This is a genomic window from Micromonospora kangleipakensis, from assembly GCF_004217615.1.
GTDB classification, from domain to species: Bacteria; Actinomycetota; Actinomycetes; order Mycobacteriales; family Micromonosporaceae; genus Micromonospora; species Micromonospora kangleipakensis.
On record NZ_SHLD01000001.1, the window covers coordinates 5,843,341 to 5,865,884 of the forward strand.

The following is a 22,544-nucleotide window of genomic DNA, read 5'->3' on the forward strand; positions in this document are numbered from 1 at the left end:
CCGCCCCGGCGGCGAGCAGCAGCCCGGCGACGGTCACCGCGGCGACCCCACGGGCTGGCGGGCCCGGTCCGGGGCGCGGTGGATCGGGCCCTTCGGCCCGCGCAGCGCCCGGCCGGTGCCGCCGTGCCGCCGGGCCACCACCTCCGCCGCGATCGCCAGCGCGGTCTCCACCGGGGTACGCCCGCCGAGGTCCAGCCCGGCCGGCGCCACCAGGCGGTCGAGCTGCGTCGCCGGCACCCCGTCCGAGCGCAGCCGGGCGAGCCGGGCCGCGTGCGCGCCCCGGCTGCCGAGCACGCCGATGTAGCCGGCCGGGGTGTCGAGCGCCGCCCGCAGCAGCGGGATCTCGGAGCGCGGGTCGTGGCCGAGCAGGCAGAGCACCGTGTCGGGGCGCACCGGGGTGGCGGCCAGCAACCGGTGCGGCCAGGCCCGCTGCACCTCGTGCGCGTCGGGGAACCGCCCGGTGGTGGTGAACGTCGGCCGCGGGTCGCAGACGGTGACGGTGTAGCCCTGGCCGACGCCGATCCGGCTGAGCGCCGCGGCGACGGCGGTGGCGCCGAACAGCAGCATCCGGGGCGCGACCGGCGCCGCCTGGATCAGCACCCGCACCGGCCGGTCGCCCCGCCGGAGCACCACCGTGCCACCGTCGGTCAGCAGCTCGGCGGCCCGGTCGACGACCCATTCGTCCAGCGCCGGGTCGCCGAGGCCGCCCTCCGTACCGGCCGGCCCGACGGTCAGTTGGGCGGCGAAGGGCGCCGGGCCGCCGACGACGGTGGCCACGGCGGCCGGACCGCGGCCGGCGAGGGCGGCGAGCGCCCGCGCGGTCGCGCCGCCCGGCGTCACCCGCCGCAGCAGCACCTCCAGGATCCCGGCGCACCCGGGCCGGGCCGGCCAGGGCCCGTCCCCGCCGACGGCGTACCGCGCCAGCCGGGTGCGGCCGGTCCGCAAGGTCTCCGTCGGCCGCCTCGAGCACCGCGGCCTCCACGCAGCCGGCCGGGATGCCGCCGCGCACCTCGCCGGCGGGGTCCACGGCCAGCAGGTCGCCCGGCGCGGTCAGGCCGCCCGCGCTGCTGGCCACCACCGTGGTGAGTCCGAACGGGACGCCCTGCCGGGACCAGCCGTGCGCCGCGCCCAGCACCTCGCGCATGCCGCTCCGCCGATCACACCGGCCGGGCATTAGCCCGGATTTGTCCGCTAATAGTACGGACAACGGTAGTCTGACCGGGTGCGCAGCGGGCGGGAGAGCGGGAAACCGGCGGACGGCGGATGGTCGTCCCGGGTCGCCCTCACCGTCAACGGTGTCGGCCACGACCTGACGCTGGACAACCGGACCACCCTGCTGGACGCGGTGCGGGAACAACTCGGCCTGACCGGCAGCAAGAAGGGCTGCGACCACGGCCAGTGCGGCTCGTGCACGGTGCTGCTCGACGGCCGGCGGGTGAAGAGCTGCCTGATCCTCGCGGTCACCCTGGACGGTCGGAAGGTGACCACCGTGGAGGGACTCGCCGGACCGGACGAGCTCTCCCCGCTCCAGGCCGCCTTCGTCGCCCACGACGCCTTCCAGTGCGGCTACTGCACCCCCGGCCAGCTCTGTTCCGCCCGCGGCATGCTCGACGAGGTGGCCAGGGACTGGCCCAGCGCGGTGGCCGACGACCTGACCGCGCCGGTGGAGCTGACCGACGCGGAGGTGCGGGAACGGATGAGCGGCAACCTGTGCCGCTGCGCCGCGTACCCGAACATCGTGACCGCGATCCGCGCGGCGGCGGCGTCCCGGTGAGAGCCTTCCGCTACCACCGGCCCGTCGACGTCACGGAGGCGGTCGCGCTGCTCGACGCGGACCCGGAGGCGGCGTACCTCGGCGGCGGGACCAACCTGGTGGACCTGATGAAGCTCGGCGTGCAACGGCCCGGTCTGCTGGTGGACGTCAGCGGGCTGCCGCTGGACACGGTGGAACCGGGACCGGACGGCGGGTTGCGGATCGGCGCCACCACCCGCAACAGCGACCTCGCCGCGCACCCACTGGTGCGGCGGGACTACCCGCTGCTCGCCCGGGCCCTGCTCGCCGGCGCCTCCGGGCAGCTGCGCAACATGGCCACCACCGCCGGCAACCTGCTGCAACACACCCGGTGCGGCTACTTCCAGGACACCACGAAGGCGTGCAACAAGCGGGAGCCCGGCGCCGGCTGCGCGGCGCTGCACGGACAGAACCGCGAGCTGGCCATCCTCGGCTGGTCCGAGCGCTGCGTGGCGACCCACCCGTCGGACCTGGCGGTCGCCCTGGTCGCGCTGGACGCCGTGGTGGAGGTACGCGAGCCGGCCGGCCCCCGGGAGGTGCCGCTCACCGAGCTGCACCGGACCCCCGGCGACCACCCCGAACGGGAGACCACCCTCCCCCGCGGCGCGCTGATCACCGCGGTACGGGTCCGGCCCCTGCCGTTCGCCCGGCGGTCGGAGTACCTGAAGGTGCGCGACCGGGCCGCGTTCGCGTTCGCGGCCGGCTCGGTGGCGGCGGCGCTCGACCTGGACGGCGACGTGGTCCGGGACGTCCGGCTGGCGTACGGCGCGGTCGCCCACCGGCCGTGGCGGGCGTACCGGGCGGAGGAGCTGCTGCGCGGCCGGCCGTTCACCGCCGAGCTGGCCGCCCAGGCCGCGAACGCCGAGCTCGCCGCGGCCCGGCCGTTGCGGCACAACGGGTTCAAGGTGCCGCTGATCCGCAACATCACCGTCCGCGCGCTGACCGGGCTGGCCGGGTCGGTGCGGCCGTGAGCGCGCCACCGGTCGGCGCGGTCGGCCGGGAACACCCCCGGCTGGAGGGCCGGGACAAGGTCACCGGGGCGGCCCGGTACGCGGTCGAGTACCCGGTCGAGGACGTCACGTACGGCTGGTCCGTGCCGGCGACCGCGGCCCGCGGCCGGATCGTCCGGGTCGACCCGGCTCCCGCGCTGGCCCTGCCCGGGGTGCTCGACGTGCTGCACCACGGCAACGCGCCCCGGCTGACACCCGGGGTGGACGCGGACCTGTTCCTGCTCCAGGAGCCGGCCGTGCACTACCGGGGGCAGTTCATCGCCGTCGTGGTGGCGGAGACCATCGAGGCCGCCCGGGAGGCGGCCCGGCTCGTCCGGATCGACTACGACACCGAGCCGCACAGCACCGTGCTCTCGGAACACCACCCCGGGCTGTACCGGCCGGAGAAGGTCAACCCGAGCTATCCGACGGACACCACCGAGGGCGACTTCGACGCCGGATTCGCGGCGGCCGAGGTCCGCGTCGACGCCACCTACCGGACCCCGGCCTACCACAACAACCCGATGGAGCCGCACGCCACCACCGCCCGCTGGCAGGACGGGCGGCTGCTCGTGCAGGACTCCAACCAGGGCTCCTCCCCGGTGCAGGCGACCCTGGCCGAGCTGTTCGGGCTGCCCCGGGAGGCGGTCCGGGTGGTCGCCGAGCACGTCGGCGGCGGCTTCGGCAGCAAGGGGTCCGCCAAGGCGGCCGTGGTGCTCGCCGCGCTGGCCGCCCGGCAGGTGGACCGGCCCGTCCGGCTGGCCCTGACCCGGCAGCAGCTCTTCGGTCCGATCGGCTACCGAACCCCGACCATCCAACGGGTCCGGCTCGGCGCCGACGCCGACGGCCGGATCGCCGCGGTCTGCCACGACGCGATCAGCCAGACCTCGACACTGACCGAGTTCGCCGAGCAGACCGCCGTCTACACCCGCAGCATGTACGCCGGCCGGCACCGGCGCACCACCCACCGGCTGGTCGGGCTGGACGTGCCGACCCCGTTCTGGATGCGCGCGCCGGGCGAGTGCCCGGGCGCGTACGCGCTGGAGTCCGCGATGGACGAGCTGGCGACGGCGTGCGGCGTCGACCCGGTCGAGCTGCGGATCCGGAACGACCCGGCCGTCGATCCCGGCACCGGGCAGCCGTTCAGCAGCCGGAACCTGGCCGCCTGCCTGCGCGAGGGGGCGCGCCGGTTCGGCTGGGCCGACCGGGACCCGACGCCGGGGGTCCGGCGCGACGGGCGGTGGCTGGTCGGCACCGGGGTGGCGGGCGCCAGCTACCCGGCCCGGTCCACGGCGGCCGCGGCGGCGGCCACCGCCGCGCCGGACGGCACCTTCGAGGTACGGATCAACGCGACCGACATCGGCACCGGCGCCCGGACGGCGCTGTGGCAGGTGGCCGCCGACGCGCTGGGCGTACCCGTCGACCGGGTGGTGATCCGGGTCGGCGACAGCGACCTGCCCCCGGCGGGCGTGGCCGGCGGCTCGATGGGCACCGCCTCGTGGAGCTGGGCGGTCATCCGCGCCGGCGAGGCGCTGCGCGAACGGATCCGCGGGGCTCCCGGCGGTGCGGTGCCGGCCGAGGGACTGACCGTCGAGGTGAGCACCGCCGACGAGGTCCGCGCGCAACCCGCCCGGCCCCGCTACGCGTACGGCGCCCACTTCGTGCAGGTGCGGGTGGACGCTGACACCGGCGAGATCCGGGTGGGGCGGATGCTCGGCGTCTTCACCGCCGGGCGGGTGGTGAACCCGACCACCGCCCGCAGCCAGCTCATCGGCGGCATGACGATGGGGCTGTCGATGGCGCTGCACGAGGAGGGCCTGCTCGACGAGCGGTACGGCGACTGGGTCAACCACGACTTCGCCATGTACCACGTCAGCGTCTGCGCGGACGTGGAGCGGATCGAGGCGTACTGGCTGCCGGAGGAGGACTCCGAGCTGAACCCGGCCGGGGTGAAGGGGATCGGCGAGATCGGCATCGTGGGCAGCGCCGCGGCGGTCGCCAACGCCGTGTACCACGCGACCGGGGTACGGGTCCGGGACCTGCCCGTCCGGCTCGACAAGCTGCTGGACCGCCCGCCCACGCGGTGACGGGGCGGTCTCCGGCGGTCACGGCTCGACGGATCGTCGAGTCGGTAGCTGGGCCTGTCCCGGGGCGTTGGCGGCTCGCCACCGTGACTGTTCTGGGGTTGGAAGCCGACGTGGAATTGATCAGGAACTTCACCGAGGAACAGCTCCGACGCGGCCTGGAGTCGTGGGAGTGGATCGGCGTCAGCGCGAAGACACCCTTGTTCACGTCTCCGTTTCGCGGCGATCGGCCGGATGACGTCTGACTGTGCCCAGCCGGCCACGCATGAGTGCCTGGCGGAGCAGGCCCGCCGGCGGATGTTCCGGCCACGGACAACCCTGAGCAGATCGCCGATCAGATCCGCCAGACGCTCACCGCCGCCGGCTTCACCGACATCGTCGTACGACCAGCCGGGCCAACGGACCCGGCACCCCGGCACGCCATCGTCTACGCCGTATCGGCGGGCGCCGGTTGCGTGGTGGGCTGGGGCAGCGGGCAGCAGCAAGTGCTCGGTGCCTTGCCGGGCGGCCATGCCTCGCCTGAACAGCCGTTCAACGACAAGACGGCGTATCCATCGATCGGATATCCCTCGGACCTTGGTGGGAACGGCGGGATTCGAACCTTCGACCCCTTGACCCCTAGCTCATGGCAGAGCGGTCCGGTGAAGGCGGATGCGACGTAGGCCGGCACGCAACGGATCGGCATAGCCGCTTGCGGTCAGGTGGGTTGCTGTACTTGGCTGCTGTACGCCAAGTGTCTGCGTCTACTCGCCTGTCTCGTCTCGGCAGTGGCGACGCTGACCTGCGCCTTCACTCCTTGCCTTCCCAGACACTCCGTCCGGCTCTTTGGGCCAGGGCACTGGAAACAACGGTCCCTTGGCTGTCGTCAATCCCGGCTCTCGAGGCGTTGTCGACCCGCGGCGTCCAGCAGCGTAACGAGGTCGACGGAGGCGCCTAAGGTGTGGTGGCGGTCGCTAAGCTAAGCCGGCGGCGAATCGCCGAGGTTGCGGAAGACCTCGCCGCAGACGTCGACGCAGTGCGCCAGCACCACGTCGGCGGTGAGCACCCCGGTCGTGGTGAACAGGAAGACCTCGCGGTCGACGCGTTCGACCGACTCGGTCCACGGCGCGGCCGTCAGCACCTGCTCGAAGACGTCGCTGCCGGGATAGGACAGGTCGAAGACGGACAGCATCCCGTCGTCGAAGCTGCAGGTCCACTCCCGGCCGTCTTTCGTGGCGACCGACAGATAGTCCGGCAGATCCTCCAGCGCGGGGTCCTGCGGCAGGCGCGCGGCGGCCTCGGTCACCGCGGGCAGCCGGGCCACAGCCTCGCCGGGGAAGATGTCCCAGCCGGTGCTGCTGCGCTGCGGCTCGACACCGTCGACCGCATAGGCAGGGCGGGAGCGTCGCAACCGGCTCATGACTCTCACTATCGGGTAAGGGGGCCCGGTGTCGCCACCGGGCCCCACACGGAAGGGATCAGGGCCAGAAGGAACCGTTCGACGAGTAGAGCTTGAACGGGATCCGGTTGCGGCGCAGGCAGCCCAGCAGATCCTGCGGGACGTCCAGCGACCCGTTGGCGTGCGGCAGGAAGTGCCACAGCACCTCGGCCACCTGCCGCGTGTCGAGCAGATGCCGGTCCTGGTCACACTGCTTGAGGTAGTGGCCCGGGTAAGGCGAACTGCTGGGAGCGGGGAACGCGGATGGCTGTCACCTCACGGTTGTGCCTGCTTCGGCAAGGTGAGAACTTCGCCTCCGTCGTTGGTGATAGCGATCGTGTGCTCACTGTGCGCTGTCCGGCAGCCTGTCGCGCTTCGGAGTGTCCAGCCATCGGCATCGGTGACGAGCTCGGCGGTGTCCGCCATGACCCATGGCTCCAATGCCAGCAGCAGCCCAGGGCGCAGCCTGTATCCGCGACCGGGCCGCCCCGTGTTTGGGACGTGCGGGTCCTGGTGCATCGTCGATCCGACGCCATGACCGCCGAACTCGGTGTTGATCGGATATCCCGCCTCGCTGAGGACCGCGCCAATGGCATGGGAGATGTCACCGATGCGAGCCCCCGGTCCGGCCGCGGCTATCCCTGCGCTCAATGCGCGCTCGGTCGCGCTGATCATCGCGACGCTCTCCGGGGGCTTCGAGTCGCCCACAATGAAGCTGATGGCGGAGTCAGCGACAACTCCGCCTTTGGAGACAGCGAGGTCGAGCGTCAGCAGGTCGCCATTGGCAAGCGTGTAGTCGTATGGCAGTCCGTGGAGCACGGCGTCGTTGACTGACGTGCAGATGTAGTGGCCGAATGGCCCGCGTCCGAAGGATGGCTCGTAGTCGACGTAGCAGGACTGCGCTCCGGCCTCGGTGATCATGGCCTGGGCCCACCGGTTGATGTCTCGAAGGTTTGTACCGACTGTGCTGCGGCTCTCCAGGGTCCGCAATATGCCAGCGACCAGGGCGCCTGCGTCCTTCGCTCGTGGCAGTTCGGTGAGGAGGTTCAGGATCTCGATCATGCGGCGCCTAACTCGTACAGCCAATAAGTATCCCGGCCATATTATCCCGGTACTAGAATCGGAGCCATGGTTAGGTTGCCGCTCACTCCCGCAGAGGTCGAGCGCGGACAGCGCCTCGGCGCCCTCCTGCGTCGAGCCAGGGGGGAGCGTTCGATGCTCGGTACCGCGCTGGACGCAGGTGTCTCGCCGGAGACTCTTCGGAAGATCGAGTCCGGTCGCGTAGCCACCCCTGCCTTCCCGACCATCGCTGCGATCGCCGACGTCCTCGGCCTTTCCCTCGATGCAGTGTGGTCGGAGATCAACCAGTCAGACGGCGGGGTCGAACTCGCAAGATCAGGTCGCAACGCAGGTGAGCGGTTGGCCTCGTAAGTCTCGACCCCGCAGCTCCGTTGCAGTTGCCGACGATAGAAACAGCTGGGCGCGGTTCTCAACCAACGTCCCCGGCCAGTACAGCTAGTGCGGTGTCCACTAACGTTCACCGGGTTTGCGGTGGGTGTTGTGGATCCTCGCCTGTTGGGCGAGCGACTCCCCACCGGGTGGTGGGGCGGGCCTCCGCGGGCCAACTGATCCTCGCGCCGCCCAGGCTGGGCGGCGGGGGTCACGTCGGGACCGGCCGGCACCGGGCAGATGCCGACCGGCTCGACGGTGCGTGACCACCTCCGGCAGCACAACAGCTGCCGGGGTGGTGGATCCGCCGCCCGGAACACGGGTGGCGATGCTGGCCGCCGCAACGAGGTCGCGGTGCCCGGAAAATGCGCAGTGCGGGCAGGACAACGTCCGCCCACGAGGCTTCGATACCCGCATTCGGCAGGCGGGGCAGGTCGACGACGTGTCACGCTCGTCGACCAGCCGAACACTGATACCGGCGAGGGTGGCCTTGTCAGTGAGGACCTGCAGGAGCCGGCCGATCTGCCACTGCCGCAACCGCAGGTTGTGCCGCCGCCCCGCAGGAAGGTCCAACACCCCACGGGGGTCGCCGACGTGCAACACACCGACACGCTGATCCACCGCCCACGAGATCACGTTGCGGGCGGCCTCGTGCTGGGCCTGCCGCACCCGCCGCCGGTGCCGGCCCTCCACCAGGCGGACCCGACGCCGGTACTGCCGCCACCGCCGGGATCCCATCTGGCCCGGCTTCGGTGCCCGGCGTGAGACGGCGCGGCGGCGGGATTTGGTGTCGGCCAGGTGCATGCGGTGCTCGGCGCGGATCGCCCGCCCCGACACCAGCAACCCCTCCCCGTCCGGGCCGGCCAGCGCATACGGGTGGATGATCCCCAGGTCCACCCCCGCCACCCTGCCGGGGTCCCGTTGCTCACCGGGCGGGTAGACCGCCACCGGCACCTCAGCGGTCACGTCCAGGAACAGCCGGCCACCCTCACACAGCAGGGTGACCGACCGGACCTGCTCGACCGGATACGGCACCTCCCGCGCCAGACGCACCCACAACGCCGACGTGCCCTTCGCGGTCCGGATCCGCACCCGACGCCCGTCCAGGGTGAACGTGCCGTGATACCAGCGCACCGGTACCAACCCCCGCCGCCGACGCGGGAACCGCGCCGACACGTCACCCGCGCTCCGACGCTTCGCCGCCGCGAACCACGCATCCGAAAACCGGCGCAACACCGACCGCGCCCCCGTGGAATCCAGCTCGGCGAACGTGCCCGGCCCCGACGCCGCCAACTCCCGACACAACTCCTGATAACCAGACAGGGGTACGTCCCGGCGGCGGCGCCGCCACCCGTTGACCTCCAACACGCACGCCCATACATCACCGGCCGAGCGCAGCAGCCCGAAACAACGGCGCCGCTGCCCGGGCGTCACCCGCAACGCGACGCCCGCGGTGCGATGCACGACCCCGCGGGGCGGCGGGATCCCGACGACGAGGCACGAACCGAAGCCAACACCACACCTACGACATTTCCCCAACCCCGAACAACCCGGCCAACGTTTGTGGACACGGCACTAGCGCTGAAATCCGGTGCGGGGCCGGCAGTGCACGACACCTTGGCCCGCACCTGATGCCTTCCGCCTCAGAGGTGCTTGCGCTGGTGGGCCGCCAGGGACTCGAACCCTGAACCCCTCTGGCAAAGCCTCGATCATCTGCAATCGGGGGGACTATCTCGCTAACGGTGTTTCCGGCGATCTTCTAGTAGGTCTCAGCGGCCGGGAAGCGGTCGCTGAAGGTGATGGCGAAGGCGTTCAACGCGGGTTTCCAGCGCATCGTCCATCGGGTCCTGCCGGTTCCGGTCGGGTCCAGGGACCGGGTCACGAGATACAGGCACTTTAGCGCCGCCTGCTCGTTCGGGAAGTGGCCGCGGGCCTTGACCGCCCGGCGGTAGCGGGCGTTCAACGACTCGATCGCGTTGGTCGAGCAGATCACCCGCCGGATCTCCACGTCGTAGTCCAGGAACGGGATGAACTCGGCCCAGGCGTTGTCCCACAACCGGATCACCGCCGGATACCGTCCACCCCACTTGTCCGCGAGGTCGTCGAACGCTGCCCGGGCCGCGGTGGCGTTGACCGCGGTGTAGATCGGCTTGATGTCGCGTTTCAGCTCGTCCCAGTACTTGCGGGAGGTCAGCCGGAACGTGTTGCGGATCAGATGGATCACGCAGGTTTGCACGACGGTCTGGGGCCACACGTTGGTGACCACCTCCGGCAGCCCTTTGAGGCCGTCGCAGACCAGGAAGAACACGTCCTTGACGCCTCGGTTGCGCAGGTCGGTCAGCACGCCCATCCAGAACTTGGCGCCCTCACCACCGGCGCCGGCCCACAGCCCGAGGATGTCCTTGTCCCCGTCGAGGGTGACCCCGATCGCGGCGTAGAACGGCCGGTTGGCGACCTGCCCGTCGCGGACCTTGACCACGATGGCGTCGATGAACACCGCGGCGTAGATCTCGTCCAAGGGCCGGTGCGACCAGTCGGTCATCTCCTCGATGACCTTGTCGGTGATCCGGGAGATCGTCTCCTTCGACACCGACGCCCCGTAGATCTCGGCGAAGTGCGCCGAGATCTCCCCGGTCGTCAGCCCCTTGGCATACAGCGACAACACGACCTCGTCGACCCCGGACAACCGGCGCTGCCGCTTGCGGACGATCTGCGGTTCGAACGTGCCGGCCCGATCACGTGGCACGTCGATCTCGACATGACCAGTCGCCTCGGTCAGCACCGTCTTGGACCGGGTGCCGTTGCGGATGTTGCCCGACCCGGCGCCGGCCGGATCGTACTTCTCATAGCCCAGGTGCTCGGTCATCTCCTCGTTCAGCGCAGTCTCGAGCACCGTCTTGGTCAACTGCTTGAGCAGCCCGTCCGGGCCGGTCAGCGACAAGCCCTGTTCCTTGGCCAGCCGGACCAGCTCGGCAGCGGCCTGCTCCTCCGCCGACGGCTCAGGCTTCCTCTTCCGTGGGGTCACATCGTTCAGTGTCGCGGTCATCACGGCACCTTCCTCGCCAGGCACCACGCCCGGCGGGTCAGGCCGGAAACACCGTTAAATCCACAGTCCCCAATCGGGCGGATCGGCCTGCCGGGCTGGGCGAGGTCTTGCGTTGTCGGTGCAAGGCCCGGCCCAGTAGCGGCCGACCGCACGCACCGACCTGTCGCCCCACCTTGCAGAATCCGGCGTACAGGTCGACTCGTCCGTCGCCCACCACGCGGTTGAGTCCCGCCGGGTGGTGTAGAAGCTGACCGCTTTCGGCGTGCCGCCGGCATAGAGGCGGGTCATCGCGTGAGTCTCTGTGTGAACGACCAAGAACACGCAGAGGACCGAGTACGCGATGACCCTGGACCGTCTGCCTTGTTGGAGGTGCTGGATGCACTCAAGCAGCCGGCGTGAACGATCGTGACTGGGCCCCGGTTTGTGGTCCGCCGGCTATGAGGGCGTTGGTTTGCCCCGGTTGTTGATCCACCGCTGTCGGAAGGCTTCCGGGGTGAGCCCATCCAGCGAGCCGTGGGGTCTGTAGGTGTTGTACTTGATGCGCCAGTCCTCGGCCAGGACCTGCACCGCCAGTAGGGTGTCACACGCAGCTCGCCGAGGCGACGTTGGACAAGTTGGGTGTACTGCGGGGCGTCGCATCACCCGTCCCGCGGACCCGGGGGCCGCGCTCGAGCTGATGTGCCGTGACGACCTCCGGGCGTCGCAGGCGTGATGGCTCAGGATCGCACCTGGGGCGTCCAGTGCGTGGTCCTCATCTCGCGGTTCGCTCAGTATCGACATCTCGACGAGCTTGACCGATTGGTTCGCGGTCAACCAGAGCTGCGGGTCACGATGAGTCGGACTGGGACGTGTTGGCAGGCGATCGGCGGTGCAGTCTTTCGTCGACCGCCGAGCGACGAGCAGGCCGCGGCACGGTAGGTGGTGAACCTGTTTGCTGCAACAGCCCGGGCAGAGCTGCTCGTTATAGCAAGGAGACGACAGTGCGGATTTTCGTCGCGGGGGGAACGGGGGTCTTGGGTCGGCCCCTCGTCGAGGCGCTGGTGGACCTGGGCCACGAGGTCACGGCCAGCACCCACCGGAGCGAGAACTTCTCGGTCATCGAGGCACTCGGGGCGCGGCCGGCATTGATGGACGGGCTGGACGATGCTGCGGTGCGTCAGGCGATCCTCGAGGCCGAACCTGAGGTGATCATCAACCAGATCACGGCGCTCTCCGCGCCGTCTCGTAACTACGCGAAGTGGCTGGCAGTGACCAACCGGTTGCGGAGCGAGGGCACGAAGACGCTGATGACGGCGGCTCGTGAAGCCGGCACCCGTCGGGTTGTTGCGCAGAGCGCCAGCTTCATGACCCAGCCGGTCGGATCGGGCCCCACGGACGAGTCGTCACCCCTGTACCTGGAAGCCCCGGAGCCGATCCGAAGCCACATACAGGCGAACATCGCGGCCGAGACACTGGTGTTGGGCACGCCGGGGATCGAAGGCGTCGTCCTTCGATATGGCTTTCTCTACGGTGAAGGCACCGCGATCGGGCCGGGTGGAGAATGGGCAACGGGGGTCAAGTCGGGCGACGTGCCGATTGTCGGCGAGGGCGCCGGCCGGTATCCGTTTGTTCACGTCCGCGACGCGGTGTCGGCCACCGTGCAAGCGGTCGACAGGGCAAGCCCCGGCATCTACAACGTCGTGGGCGACGAGCCCGCCCCCCAGGCTGAGTGGCTGCCGTACCTGGCCGAAATCCTGGACGCCCCTCCGCCGCGGCGCGTATCTGAGGAGGAGGCCGAGGAACAGATCGGCGTTCAAGCCGTGTACTACGGCACCCAGCTCCGCGCGGCCAGCAACGCCAAGGCCAAGTCTGAGTTGGGGCTGAACCTGGAGTACCCGTCATGGCGGGAGGGATTCCGAGAGCTGTTCACTTGATCGCCTCGAGGGGTGGGCCGGCCACCGGCTATGAGAGCGTTGGTTGCCGGTTGGTGATCCACCGCTGTCGGAAGGCTTCCGGGAGCCCATGCAGCGAGCCGTGGGGCCTGTAGGTGTTAGCGGCCGTTGAACGACTCGCAGACCCCGTTCTGCCACGGCGATGCCGGGTCGATGTAGGCCGCGTCGACGCCGCTGTATCGGCACCAGTCGACCAGCGCGTGCGCGGTCAGTTCGGGGCCGTTGTCCATGCGGATGTGCTCCGGGCGTCGGCCCGGGCCGGTGATTAGTTCGTCGAGTACGGCGACGGTGGCATCCGCGGTGAACGAGCGGGCCGCCCGAGGGGCCAGAGCCTCGCGGGTGTACTCGTCAATGACGTTGAGGAACCGGGCCTGCCGACCCTCCGCGGTGACGCCGACCTGGAAATCGAGCGCCCACAACTGATCCGGCCGCGTCGCGTGCAGGCGTTGATGCCGCGCCGAGCCGATCCGGCGCTTCTTGCGCACCCGCGGCGGGCGTTCGAGGCCCTCGGCGAGCCACAGCCGGCGGGTGCGCTTCCTATTGGTCACCAGCCCCTCCCTCACGGCGATCGCGTGGGCCTTGCGCCAACCCCACTGCGGATGCGCGACCGAGATGTGGCGCAGCCGGGCCCGCAGCCGCTGCTCGTCATCGCGTGGCGGCCGCGCGGGGCGCCGGTGCGCCGCGGAAGAGATCACACTCAAGGTCTACGCTCACGCCAACCTCGACGCGATGCGTCAGTGTCCGGCAGCCAGGCGGCCGGCAGCCGGCTGTGCAGCACCGGCTGCGACGGACCGTAACGGTGGAACCTCGCGGCCGTGGAGCTTGCGGATCCCCGCCACAGCGGCTTGCCACCGGAGTGCGCCTCCGCACTACCCGGCTCGGCGCTGCTGCCGCAGCCGACCTGCGGCCGTCCCGGGCGAGGGTATTACGGGTGATACTCGCCCCGGGTGCGTGGGAACCATTGCGGGTGTTGGTCCCGGACGTACGTGGTGAGGGCCTCCCGCATTTCGCAGGCGAGGTTCCAGGCGCTGGGTGAGTCTGCGGCCCAGGCGCGTAGCTTGACGGCGACTGTTTGCGGTGTTATGTCGACCATCTGTAGTTGCCATTTGTTGTCGCGTTCCCACAGCGGGTTCGCCTCCAAGAGGCGTAGCGCCTCGCTGCGCAACTCGTTCAGTTCGGCCGTGAAGTCCAAGTGCAGGGTGACTTCGCTGATCACCCGCGCGTCGTGTCGGGTCAAGTTTTGGAAAGCGCGTTCGGTGAAGAAGGTGGTGGGCACGGTTAGCCGCCGTTCGTCCCACATCCGCACGACGACGTGGGTGAGGTTCACCTCCTCGACGCGGCCCCACTCGTCGTTCACCACGACGACGTCGTCTTCCTGCATGGCGTGGGCGACAACCACCTGGAGTCCGGCGAGGACGTTGCCGAGCGTGTTCCGGGCGGCGAGGCCGACGACGACGCCGAGGACTGCCGCGGATGTCAGCAGGGATATGCCGAATGCCCGCAGGGTGTCGAAGGTTGTCAGGACCCAGCCGATCGCCAGCACTGCGACGATGGCCCCGGCCAGTTTGCGAAGCAGCCGGATCTCGTTGCGGGTCCGCCGGATGGACGGATCCTTGCTGTGCGGGGGGAGTTGTAGCAGGGCGCCTGCCTCGGTGACGCGCAGCGCCTTGGCCACCAGCCAAGCAAATGCAAGGACCAATACCAGGCGCAGCGCGTTACGGCCGTGGGGCAACCAATCATTGGGCAGGCCGGTGTATTGCAGTGTGAAGTACAGCGCAGCGAGTACCAGGATGAGAATCGTCAGGCGGCGGCAGGCGCGATAGGTCGGCATCAACAACGACCGGTAGGGCTCCCTCGCCGCCTTCTTGATGGCTACGCCGATGAGCCAACCCACGAGCCAACCAGCGGCGACGGCAGCCGCGACGACCAGCGCCGTGCGCACCAACGCGACCGGGGCCAGCAGAGGAGCCGGCACCGCAACGTACGACGCGTGCCGTGGGTCACCGTCTTCGGCCCCGCCGCCCCGCAGCGCCTGACACCACCGAGGTTTATCGAGAGGTAGCCGTGTCCGGTGCCGTCGCGTCATCAACTCCTCGGAGCGCCGACATCGACCGGACAGTCGCCTGCCAGCTAGCGCACCTGGCGCCCGATGGTTTCCTACCCACCCAGCGTCCCGGCCCTCGGCCATGAGGAAGCGTCTCGTACCGTACGGCTCAGCGCCGCCGAGGGTGGGCGTCAGCAAGGGGAGCTTCTTGTGGCCTGGGATACCCACAGAAGGGAATACCCATGGCGACAACGGATAACCGAGGTGGGTGCAAGGGTGCCCGGGACTACTCGCTGTGGTTGCTGTGCTCCACTGCTGTACAAGATCGGAAAAGGCCGTCTCCCGCCACGGGAAACGGCCTTTGACCTGGGGTGGAACTGGGGGGATTGAACCCCTGGCCCTCTCGATGCGAACGGGGGCCGGCGGCTGCTGTCACCGGCCCCCGTTCGCGTCGGTCAGTCGGCGAGCGCGCCCGCCGCCCGGCCCTCGTGCAGGGTCAGGTTCCGGCCGGTGGACGGGTCGAACAGGTGGATCTTGTCGAGGTTGAACCAGACCCGCCGGTTCTCCCCCTCCCGCACCGCCGACTCGGCGGAGAGGCGGGTGACCAGGCTGGACCCGGCGCCGGCGAAGTCCGCCGCCCCCGCGTCGGCGGCCAACTCCTCCAGCTCGGCGGCGGTGGCCCGCTCCCCCTCGACGGTGAAGTAGACGTACTTGTCCGAGCCCATCGACTCGACGATGTCCACCGGCGCCTCGAACTCCATGCCCCGGCGGCGGGTCTCCTCGTCGATCAGCTCGGCGTCCTCGAAGTGCTCGGGGCGGATACCGAGGATCAACTCGCGCGGGGCGTCGGCGCCGTCGAGCTCCCGGCGCACCCGCTCGCCAATCGACACGTCGCCCAGCGCGGTCCGCAGCCGACCGTCCTCCACGGCGGCGTGCAGGAAGTTCATCGATGGCGAGCCGATGAAGCCGGCGACGAAGAGGTTGCGCGGGTGGTCGTAGAGCTCCTGCGGCGGGCCGACCTGCTGCACCGCCCCGCCCCGCATGATGACCACCCGGTCGCCGAGGGTCATCGCCTCGGTCTGGTCGTGGGTGACGTAGACGGTGGTGGTGCCGAGCTGCTTCTGCAGCCGGGACACCACCGTGCGCATCTGCACCCGCAGCTTGGCGTCGAGGTTGGACAGCGGCTCGTCCATCAGGAAGGCCTTGGGCTGCCGGACGATCGCCCGGCCCATCGCCACCCGCTGGCGCTGGCCGCCGGAGAGGTTGGCCGGCTTGCGGTCCAGCAGCGGGGTCAGCTCCAGGACCTTGGCCGCCTCGTCGACCTTGGCGTCGATGGTGGCCTTGTCCAGCTTCGCCAGGCGCAGCGGGAAGGCCATGTTCTCCCGGACGGTCATGTTCGGGTAGAGCGCGTACGACTGGAACACCATGGCGATGTCCCGGTCGCGGGGCGCCTTGTCGTTGACCCGCTCCCCCGCGATCCGCAGCTCGCCGGAGCTGATGTCCTCCAGCCCGGCGATCATGTTGAGGGTGGTGGACTTTCCGCAGCCCGACGGGCCGACCAGGATCACGAACTCGCCGTCGGCGATCTCCAGGTCGACGTCCTGCACCGCGACGGTCCCGTCCGGGAACCGCTTGCTCACCTTGTCCAGCACGATGTCAGACATGACTACCACCTATCCCTTGACTGCGCCGGAGGTCAGGCCGGAGACGATGCGGCGCTGGAAGAAGAGCACGAACAGGATGATCGGAATGGTGATCACCACGGCGGCCGCGCAGATCGCCCCGGTCGGGTCCTCGAACTGCGACTCGCCGGTGAAGAACGACAGCGCCACCGGCACCGTGCGGGCCCGCTCGGTCGAGGTGAGCGTGATGGCGAAGAGGAAGTCGTTCCAGCAGAAGATGAAGACCAGGATCGCCGTGGTGAACAACCCCGGCGCGGCCAGCGGGGCGATGACCCGCCGGAATGCCTGACCCTGGGTGGCGCCGTCCATCTTCGCCGCCTTCTCCAGGTCCCACGGGATCTGCTTGAAGAACGCCGACAGCGTGTAGATCGCCAGCGGCAGGGCGAAGGTGATGTACGGCAGGATCAGCCCCGGCCAGGTGTCGAAGAGGCCGAGCTGACGCTCGATCTCGAACAGCGGCGACACCAGCGACACCTGGGGGAACATCGCGATCAGCAGGGAGACCCCGACCAGCAGCTTCTTGCCGGGGAAGTCCAGTCGGGAGATCGCGTACGCGGCCATCGCGCCGAGCACCACGGCGATCAGGGTGGCGATCAGCGCGATGCCGATCGAGTTGGCCAGGGCCCGGACGAACTGGTCGGTGTCGAAGATCGTCCGGTAGTTGTCCAGCGTCCACTCCCGGGGCCAGAACTTCCCGTCGGTGATGGTGGCCGGGGTCTTGAACGACAGCGAGGCGATCCAGAGCACCGGGATCAGCGCGAAGACGACGACGATCACGTCCAGCAGACCCCAGCGCAGCTTCGCCCGCGTGGTGGTTTCGACAGCCATCTCAGCGCCTCTCCCCGTCGTCGCTGCCGGGGGCAGCGGTACCGAACAGCTTCACGAAGACGAAGGCGATGATCGCCACCGTGATGAAGATCAGCACCGACATCGTGGAGCCGATGCCGAGATTCAGACCCCGGATCAGGTTGTTGTAGGCGAGCATCGACACCGACGAGGTCTCGTTGCCGCCCGCGGTGAGCACGAAGATGTTGTCGAAGACCCGGAACGCGTCCAGCGTGCGGAACAGCAGGGCGACCAGGATCGCCGGCTTCATCACCGGCAGCATCACCTTGGTGAACCGCTGCCAGGAGGTCGCGCCGTCGGTGGAGGCCGCCTTGAGCAGGTCCTCCGGGACCAGGGCCAGGCCGGCCATCAGCAGCAGCGCCATGAACGGCGTGGTCTTCCAGATCTCCGCCAGCATGATGATCGCCAACGAGCTGGCCCGCTCGGTCAGCGGCGCGCTGCCGTCGAAGACGTTCGCCAGGTAGCCGGTGCCGGGGGTCCAGGCGTACCGCCAGGAGAAGGCGGCGACGACCGTGACGATGCCGTACGGGATCAGCGCCGCGGTGCGGACGATGCCCCGGCCGACCAGCGTGCGGTGCATGATCAGCGCGAGCCCCATGCCGAGCACCAGCTCGACCGCGACCGTGACCACGGTGATCAGCGCGGTGATCCCGAACGCGGTCCACCAGAACTGGTTGGTCAGCACGGTGGCGTAGTTCTCCAGCCCGATGAACTCGCGCTGGTCGGGGAAGCGCAGGTCGAAGCGCTGCAGCGACAGCCAGACCGAGTAGAGGATCGGGTAGGCGGTGACCAGCACCATGACCAGCGCGGCCGGCGCGCAGAGCACCCAGCCGAGCCGGCGCTCGGCCCGCTTGTTCTCGCTCAGCGGTGCCTTGGCCCGTCGGTTGGCCCGCTGGGCGGGCACTGCCGAGTGCCGGCCGGTGGACCGTTCGGCCTCGGTGGTGACCTCCGCACCGGCGGGGGTGGCGTTGCTGCTCATGCCGTCACCTCCGGTCGGTGGTCGCGGTGGATTCGCCGGTTCACGGCAGGACCCCCTTCGATTCGAGGGCGTCGGCGATGGCGTCCCGCAGCTCGTTCGCGGTCTGCTGGGGCCGGATGCCCGACGGCGGCGACAGGATCGCCGACATGACCGTGGAGATGCTCTGGTAGGCGGGGGTCAGCGGACGGACCGCCGGCTCCTTCAGCTCCTCCAGGATGGTCTCCTTCATCGGGTACGCCTTCTCCATCTCCGGGTCGTCGTAGACCTGCTCGATGGTGGGCGGCACGCCGTCGTTGACCGCCGAGAACTTCTGGTTCTTCGCGTTGCGGATGCACCGGGCCGCCTCGAACGACTCCGTCGGGTGCTTGGAGTAGGTGCTGACGGCCATGTTGACGCCGCCGATGGTGACCTTGCTCGGGGTGTTCGCGTCGATGCCGGGAACCCGGGCCCACTTGACCTTCTTCGCCAGGTCCGGGTTCGCCTCCTGCATCGCCGGATAGACGAAGGGCCAGTTGACCTGGAAGGCGCCCGTGCCGGACTGGAACTCCAGCCGGACCGGGTCCTCCTTGGCGTTGGTGAACGACGGCGACGTCACGCCCGACGTGGCGAACTTCTTCAGCTGGTCGAGCGCCTTGACGGTGCCGGCGTCCATCACGGCCTGCTTGCCGTCGTCGCTGAGGATCTTCCCGCCGGCGCTCTCGGCGAGGGTGTTGTAGAGGACGACCAGCCCCTCGTACTGGGCGCCCATGGTGAGCACCTGGTACGGCTTGCCCTGCTGCTTGAGCTGCTGGGCGGCGGAGATCATCTCGTCCCAGGTCTTCGGTGGCTGCTGCACCAGGTCGGTGCGGTACCACAGGAGCTGGACGTTGGTATTCTTCGGCGCGGCGTAGAGCTTGCCCTCGTACCGGGCGGTGTCCAGCGGGCCGGTGAGGGTGCCCTGCTCCGCCTCCGCCTTGTCCTGACCGGTCCACTCCCGGATCCAGTGCGCGCTGGCGAACTCCTGCGTCCAGGTCACGTCGAGGCCGAGCACGTCCATCCCGCTGTCCTGCGCGGCCAGCCGGCGCACCATCTGCACCCGCTGCTCGTCAGCCTCCCGGGGCAGCACCCGGTAGACGATCTCGTAGCGCCCCTGCGCCTGCGCGTTGCAGTCGTCGACGACCTTTTGCAGGTTCTGTTCCGGCGGGTAGTACAGGTTGATCGTCGGCGTACCGCCGGCGCCGCCGGACCCGCAGGCCGCCAGCGGCGCCACCAACATCAGCGCGGCGGCTGCGGCCGCCGCGCGGAATCGTGGCCGCCGCCGGTCCGCGGCCTCGTCGGGGTCTGTCGTCATCGCCCTCCCCCTTTCTTCGGCGAGAGCCGGGGTAAGGCACCCGTGCCCCGGCGCACGGCGACACGGCCGGGCGCTGGTTGCGGCAAATCCACTCGGCCCCGGGCGTTTCGTGCGCCAACAGTGCCCGACCTGCGACGCTGCGAAACCTGAGCGTCACGGAACGGGAAAGACATGACCTCGGGTGGGCGGGATCACCACCCTGCGCGCCGGCCGGACGGCCCTTACGCTCGGCGGATGGACGCCACCCTCTTCTTCGATCCCGCCTGCCCGTGGACCTGGCGCACCTCCCGCTGGCTGGTCGCCGTCGCCGAGGCCCGGGGGCTGCGCGTCGAGTGGCGGGCGTTCAGCCTGGCCATCCTCAACGAGGGCCGGATCGCCCCCGAGTACGCCGACGCGATGGCCGCCTCAGGCCGGGCCCTCCGGCTGGTGGAGGCGCTGCGCGCCGAGGGCCGCCACGACGACGCCGGCCGCTTCTACGCGGAACTGGGCGCCCGCACCCACGACGGCGACAACCCGCTCGGCGACAAGATCGTGACCGCGGCCGTCGAGGCGGCCGGCCTCACCGCGGCCGCGCCGGCCCTCGACGACGAGCGCTGGGACCGGGCGGTACGCGAGTCGCACGCCCTGTCGTACGCCTCGGCGGGCCCGGACGTCGGCTCGCCGGTGCTGATGGTTCCGGGCGCGGAGCGGGGCATCCACGGCCCGATCCTCACCGAGGTGCCCGGCACCGACGACGCCCTGACCGTCTGGGATTCGCTGCTGCCACTGATGCGGCTGCCGTCCTTCCACGAGATCAAGCGCGCCCGCCACTGACCCCTCCCCTGGCGGCGCGGCGGGCCGGTGTCGGTCGGGGGCGGCATGATGGCCGGATGATCGCGCGCTTCAAGGATCTCTGCATGGACGCCGCCGACGCCCCGGCGCTGGCCGGGTTCTGGGCCCGGATCCTCGACGGCGAGGTGGTCGACACCGGTGACGGTGACGCCCGGATGGACCTCCGCCCCGGCGGGGCCGGACCGGAGTCGATCTGGGTCAACCGGGTGCCCGAGCCGCGTACCGGCAAGACCCGGGTGCGCCTGGACCTGCGCCTCGCCGACGCGGACCCGGCGGCGCTGCTGGCCGCCGGCGCCCGGCTGGTCCGGGAGCCGGACGCGGAGGTCGACTGGTGGGTGCTGGCCGACCCGGAGGGCAACGAGTTCTGCGCCTTCCCTGCCCGTCCCACCCAGTGAACGGCGAGACTACCCAGCGTGCGCCCGGTGCACTAGCGTTTCGGTAGCTCCGCAGCCAGCGCGTCGCCGTCGAAGTCGATACGCCTCCGGCCGACCCCCGACCCGTCCGATCGGTTGGTAATCGCGGGAACCCCCCTCTGCCGCGTCACCGGTTGGGCAGGATCGTCCCCAACGAGGAGGTTGTCGTGCAGGACACCCGCGCTCTCGCCCTGACGTTCGAGGTGAGCGGCCTGCCCCCGGTCAAGACCGAGGCCCTGTCCATCTTCGCCGCCGGGCACCGGCAGGCGACCCGGGTCCGCGCCCTGCTCCAGGCGGCCTGCGAAGCCGCCCAGCGCACCGGCTGGACCCCGCTCGCCGGGCCGATCGAGGTGGACCTGACCCTGCGCTGCCCGCCCGGGCACCGCACCTCCGACGCCAGCACCCTGCTGGGCGGGGTCTGCGCGGTGCTGCAGGACAAGAAGCGGGTGGCCAACATCGGGCTGGCCCACCTCGGCGTCCTGGTCGACGTCGCCCTCTACGACGACGACCGGCAGATCCGCCGGCTGTCCTACGTCGAGGAGCCGGCGGAGGACTTCTCGTACCAGGTCCGGGTGGCCGCCGTACCCACCGTGGTTTGACCGACGGCCGCGGTGGGGTACCGCGGACGCCGATGAAGGGAGCGCCGATGTCGGAGCCACATGTCACGCTCGACCCGAGCGGGCTCGATGCAGTGCAGCAGAAGCTGCGCGGCCCGCTGGAGGATCAGCTGACCTCGGCCCTGCACGCGGCCATCGACCGGGTCCGGTCCAGCTACGCCGGCGAGCCGGTCGAGGAGGTCTGCCGCCGGCTGCTCGACGAGACCCGCGCCGGCCTGCACCCGGACATCGCCGCCGGCTTCAACCCCGACATGGACGAGTTCTGTCGGGTCGCCGTGGCGATCGTCCGGGGCGAGACCTCCTGAGGCACGCCTGACCGACCGCGCCGGCCCCCGGGTCGGCGCCGGTCGGTTCCGTGCGGCTCACCTCCCGCGCACCTCAGCTGCGGCGCACGTCGACCGAGACGACGTGCGTGCCGTCCGGGCGGGTGGACTCCCCCAGCCGCACCGGCAGCGGGCCGCTCGTGGTCCGCAGGCCCAGCCCGAAGCTGAGGTACCCCTCGAAGTCACCGGCGGGGGCCCAGCCGCGCAGCGTGGGGTAGCCGATGGTCCGCGCGGGCGCGCTCACCGTGCTCCGGCCGCTGCTGTCGTGCCCCTGGGCGGGGTGGAAGCGGACGGAGAGGAACGCGTCTCCCGGGAGGTCGACCGGGGTGCCGCTGCCGTCGGACTCCACCCGGTCGACGTAGCCGACCTGGTAGCCGGGGGTGGGGCCGCGGAAGGCGAAGGTGATCCGGCTGAAGCCCTCGGCCGGGTGGTCGCCGACCCCCACCTCGACCAGGACGGGCAGCGGCTCCCCCGGCGCCGGGGTGACCGGCACCCGGACGGTGTGCGTCACCTGGGCGGGCGCGGTGGGCACCGCCCAGCCGTACGTCACCCGCCAGTCGCCGACGGACTGGCTCGGCGCCGCGCTGGTCGGCGGCGGGGTGGTGTCGGACGGCGGGGTGGTGCCCGGCGCGGTGGCGGCGGTGGACGCGCCGGGCGCGGGCGCCGTCGAGGGTGCGGACGTCGCGCCGTCGCGGTCGGTCGCGCAGGCCGCCACGAGCAGCACGACCAGGCTGGCGAGCAGTGGTACGCGCTGAGGTGTCATGGCTCAGT

At 70.6% G+C, this 22,544-nt stretch carries 24 protein-coding genes and 1 pseudogene; 10 read left to right on the forward strand and 15 right to left on the reverse strand.

The features are described 5' to 3' along the window. Positions 1-33 precede the first annotated feature (33 nt). Both EV384_RS27910 and EV384_RS37460 read right to left on the reverse strand, forming a co-directional pair. A complete protein-coding gene (locus tag EV384_RS27910) occupies positions 34-945 on the reverse strand; it encodes an XdhC family protein (protein ID WP_130337895.1) in 912 nt (303 codons plus the stop codon). 55 nt (positions 946-1,000) lie between these two features. Then, a pseudogene (locus tag EV384_RS37460) lies at positions 1,001-1,174 on the reverse strand (hypothetical protein); the annotation flags it as partial. A 48-nt stretch (positions 1,175-1,222) separates the two neighbouring features. Between EV384_RS37460 and EV384_RS27915 the strand changes: the two are divergent. The 4 genes from EV384_RS27915 to EV384_RS27930 all read left to right on the forward strand — a co-directional run bounded on the left by EV384_RS27915 (position 1,223) and on the right by EV384_RS27930 (position 5,527). Beyond that, positions 1,223-1,774 carry a 2Fe-2S iron-sulfur cluster-binding protein gene (locus tag EV384_RS27915; RefSeq protein ID WP_130337897.1) on the forward strand — a complete coding sequence of 184 codons (552 nt, stop codon included), beginning with the start codon at positions 1,223-1,225 and terminating at the stop codon, positions 1,772-1,774. Beyond that, complete coding sequence (locus tag EV384_RS27920) at positions 1,771-2,763, forward strand: FAD binding domain-containing protein (RefSeq protein WP_130337899.1); 993 nt, start codon at positions 1,771-1,773, stop codon at positions 2,761-2,763. Before EV384_RS27915 ends, EV384_RS27920 begins: the two co-directional genes overlap by 4 nt. Further along, a complete protein-coding gene (locus EV384_RS27925) occupies positions 2,760-4,868 on the forward strand; it encodes a xanthine dehydrogenase family protein molybdopterin-binding subunit (protein ID WP_130337901.1) in 2,109 nt (702 codons plus the stop codon). The genes EV384_RS27920 and EV384_RS27925 overlap by 4 nt, the downstream gene beginning before the upstream one ends. A 266-nt stretch (positions 4,869-5,134) precedes the next feature. After that, positions 5,135-5,527, forward strand: a complete 393-nt coding sequence (locus EV384_RS27930; protein WP_130337903.1) for a hypothetical protein — start codon at positions 5,135-5,137, stop codon at positions 5,525-5,527. Between the two features lie 296 nt (positions 5,528-5,823). Here the strand turns inward: EV384_RS27930 and EV384_RS27935 are convergent, their stop codons facing one another. The 3 genes from EV384_RS27935 to map all read right to left on the reverse strand — a co-directional run bounded on the left by EV384_RS27935 (position 5,824) and on the right by map (position 7,344). Next, on the reverse strand, positions 5,824-6,264 hold the full coding sequence (locus tag EV384_RS27935; protein ID WP_130337905.1) for a hypothetical protein: 441 nt from the start codon (positions 6,262-6,264) through the stop codon (positions 5,824-5,826). Positions 6,265-6,322: 58 nt separating this feature from the next. Beyond that, entirely contained in the window at positions 6,323-6,457 is a 135-nt protein-coding gene (locus EV384_RS36935; protein ID WP_278045651.1) for a hypothetical protein, read from the reverse strand. A gap of 101 nt (positions 6,458-6,558) precedes the next feature. Then, positions 6,559-7,344 carry a type I methionyl aminopeptidase gene (gene map, locus EV384_RS27940; RefSeq protein ID WP_130337907.1) on the reverse strand — a complete coding sequence of 262 codons (786 nt, stop codon included), beginning with the start codon at positions 7,342-7,344 and terminating at the stop codon, positions 6,559-6,561. 66 nt (positions 7,345-7,410) lie between these two features. Here map and EV384_RS27945 point away from each other — a divergent pair, with 66 nt between their 5' ends. After that, positions 7,411-7,713, forward strand: coding sequence for a helix-turn-helix transcriptional regulator (locus tag EV384_RS27945; RefSeq protein WP_130337909.1), 303 nt, complete (start codon positions 7,411-7,413; stop codon positions 7,711-7,713). Between the two features lie 99 nt (positions 7,714-7,812). Here EV384_RS27945 and EV384_RS27950 read toward each other — a convergent pair whose 3' ends face one another. From EV384_RS27950 to EV384_RS37465, 3 genes are all read right to left on the reverse strand, one after another. Then, the gene (locus EV384_RS27950; protein WP_341273645.1) at positions 7,813-9,195 is read right to left on the reverse strand and encodes an RNA-guided endonuclease InsQ/TnpB family protein; all 1,383 of its coding nucleotides are present in this window, start codon (positions 9,193-9,195) and stop codon (positions 7,813-7,815) included. A 295-nt stretch (positions 9,196-9,490) separates the two neighbouring features. Then, complete coding sequence (locus EV384_RS27955) at positions 9,491-10,777, reverse strand: IS256 family transposase (RefSeq protein ID WP_423202900.1); 1,287 nt, start codon at positions 10,775-10,777, stop codon at positions 9,491-9,493. Between the two features lie 435 nt (positions 10,778-11,212). Further along, the gene (locus EV384_RS37465; protein WP_423202973.1) at positions 11,213-11,557 is read right to left on the reverse strand and encodes an integrase core domain-containing protein; all 345 of its coding nucleotides are present in this window, start codon (positions 11,555-11,557) and stop codon (positions 11,213-11,215) included. Positions 11,558-11,757: 200 nt separating this feature from the next. Between EV384_RS37465 and EV384_RS27965 the strand changes: the two genes are divergently transcribed. Next, complete coding sequence (locus EV384_RS27965) at positions 11,758-12,690, forward strand: NAD-dependent epimerase/dehydratase family protein (protein WP_165440103.1); 933 nt, start codon at positions 11,758-11,760, stop codon at positions 12,688-12,690. A gap of 116 nt (positions 12,691-12,806) precedes the next feature. Here EV384_RS27965 and EV384_RS27970 read toward each other — a convergent pair whose 3' ends face one another. The 6 genes from EV384_RS27970 to EV384_RS27995 all read right to left on the reverse strand — a co-directional run bounded on the left by EV384_RS27970 (position 12,807) and on the right by EV384_RS27995 (position 19,589). After that, positions 12,807-13,403, reverse strand: a complete 597-nt coding sequence (locus EV384_RS27970) for a DDE-type integrase/transposase/recombinase (RefSeq protein ID WP_165440104.1) — start codon at positions 13,401-13,403, stop codon at positions 12,807-12,809. A gap of 230 nt (positions 13,404-13,633) precedes the next feature. Further along, positions 13,634-14,650, reverse strand: coding sequence for a mechanosensitive ion channel family protein (locus tag EV384_RS27975; protein ID WP_242624338.1), 1,017 nt, complete (start codon positions 14,648-14,650; stop codon positions 13,634-13,636). A gap of 557 nt (positions 14,651-15,207) precedes the next feature. Next, positions 15,208-16,416 carry an ABC transporter ATP-binding protein gene (locus EV384_RS27980; RefSeq protein WP_130337921.1) on the reverse strand — a complete coding sequence of 403 codons (1,209 nt, stop codon included), beginning with the start codon at positions 16,414-16,416 and terminating at the stop codon, positions 15,208-15,210. 9 nt (positions 16,417-16,425) lie between these two features. Then, a complete protein-coding gene (locus tag EV384_RS27985; RefSeq protein WP_130337923.1) occupies positions 16,426-17,262 on the reverse strand; it encodes a carbohydrate ABC transporter permease in 837 nt (278 codons plus the stop codon). 1 nt (position 17,263) lies between these two features. Then, positions 17,264-18,259, reverse strand: coding sequence for a carbohydrate ABC transporter permease (locus EV384_RS27990; protein WP_130337925.1), 996 nt, complete (start codon positions 18,257-18,259; stop codon positions 17,264-17,266). Positions 18,260-18,299: 40 nt separating this feature from the next. Continuing rightward, the gene (locus tag EV384_RS27995) at positions 18,300-19,589 is read right to left on the reverse strand and encodes an ABC transporter substrate-binding protein (RefSeq protein ID WP_130337927.1); all 1,290 of its coding nucleotides are present in this window, start codon (positions 19,587-19,589) and stop codon (positions 18,300-18,302) included. A gap of 234 nt (positions 19,590-19,823) precedes the next feature. On the opposite strand from EV384_RS27995, the gene EV384_RS28000 reads away from it, so the two are divergent. From EV384_RS28000 to EV384_RS28015, 4 genes are all read left to right on the forward strand, one after another. Further along, positions 19,824-20,402, forward strand: a complete 579-nt coding sequence (locus EV384_RS28000) for a DsbA family protein (RefSeq protein WP_130337929.1) — start codon at positions 19,824-19,826, stop codon at positions 20,400-20,402. Positions 20,403-20,458: 56 nt separating this feature from the next. Continuing rightward, positions 20,459-20,815 (forward strand): VOC family protein, encoded by a 357-nt coding sequence (locus EV384_RS28005; protein WP_130337931.1) that lies wholly within the window; start codon positions 20,459-20,461, stop codon positions 20,813-20,815. Positions 20,816-21,000: 185 nt separating this feature from the next. Beyond that, on the forward strand, positions 21,001-21,432 hold the full coding sequence (locus tag EV384_RS28010; RefSeq protein WP_130337933.1) for a RusA family crossover junction endodeoxyribonuclease: 432 nt from the start codon (positions 21,001-21,003) through the stop codon (positions 21,430-21,432). Positions 21,433-21,479: 47 nt separating this feature from the next. Continuing rightward, on the forward strand, positions 21,480-21,755 hold the full coding sequence (locus EV384_RS28015) for a hypothetical protein (protein WP_130337935.1): 276 nt from the start codon (positions 21,480-21,482) through the stop codon (positions 21,753-21,755). Between the two features lie 73 nt (positions 21,756-21,828). Here the strand turns inward: EV384_RS28015 and EV384_RS28020 are convergent, their stop codons facing one another. Further along, positions 21,829-22,536: an AMIN-like domain-containing (lipo)protein gene (locus tag EV384_RS28020; protein ID WP_130337937.1), complete on the reverse strand. Its 708-nt coding sequence runs from the start codon at positions 22,534-22,536 to the stop codon at positions 21,829-21,831. Positions 22,537-22,544 lie beyond the last annotated feature (8 nt).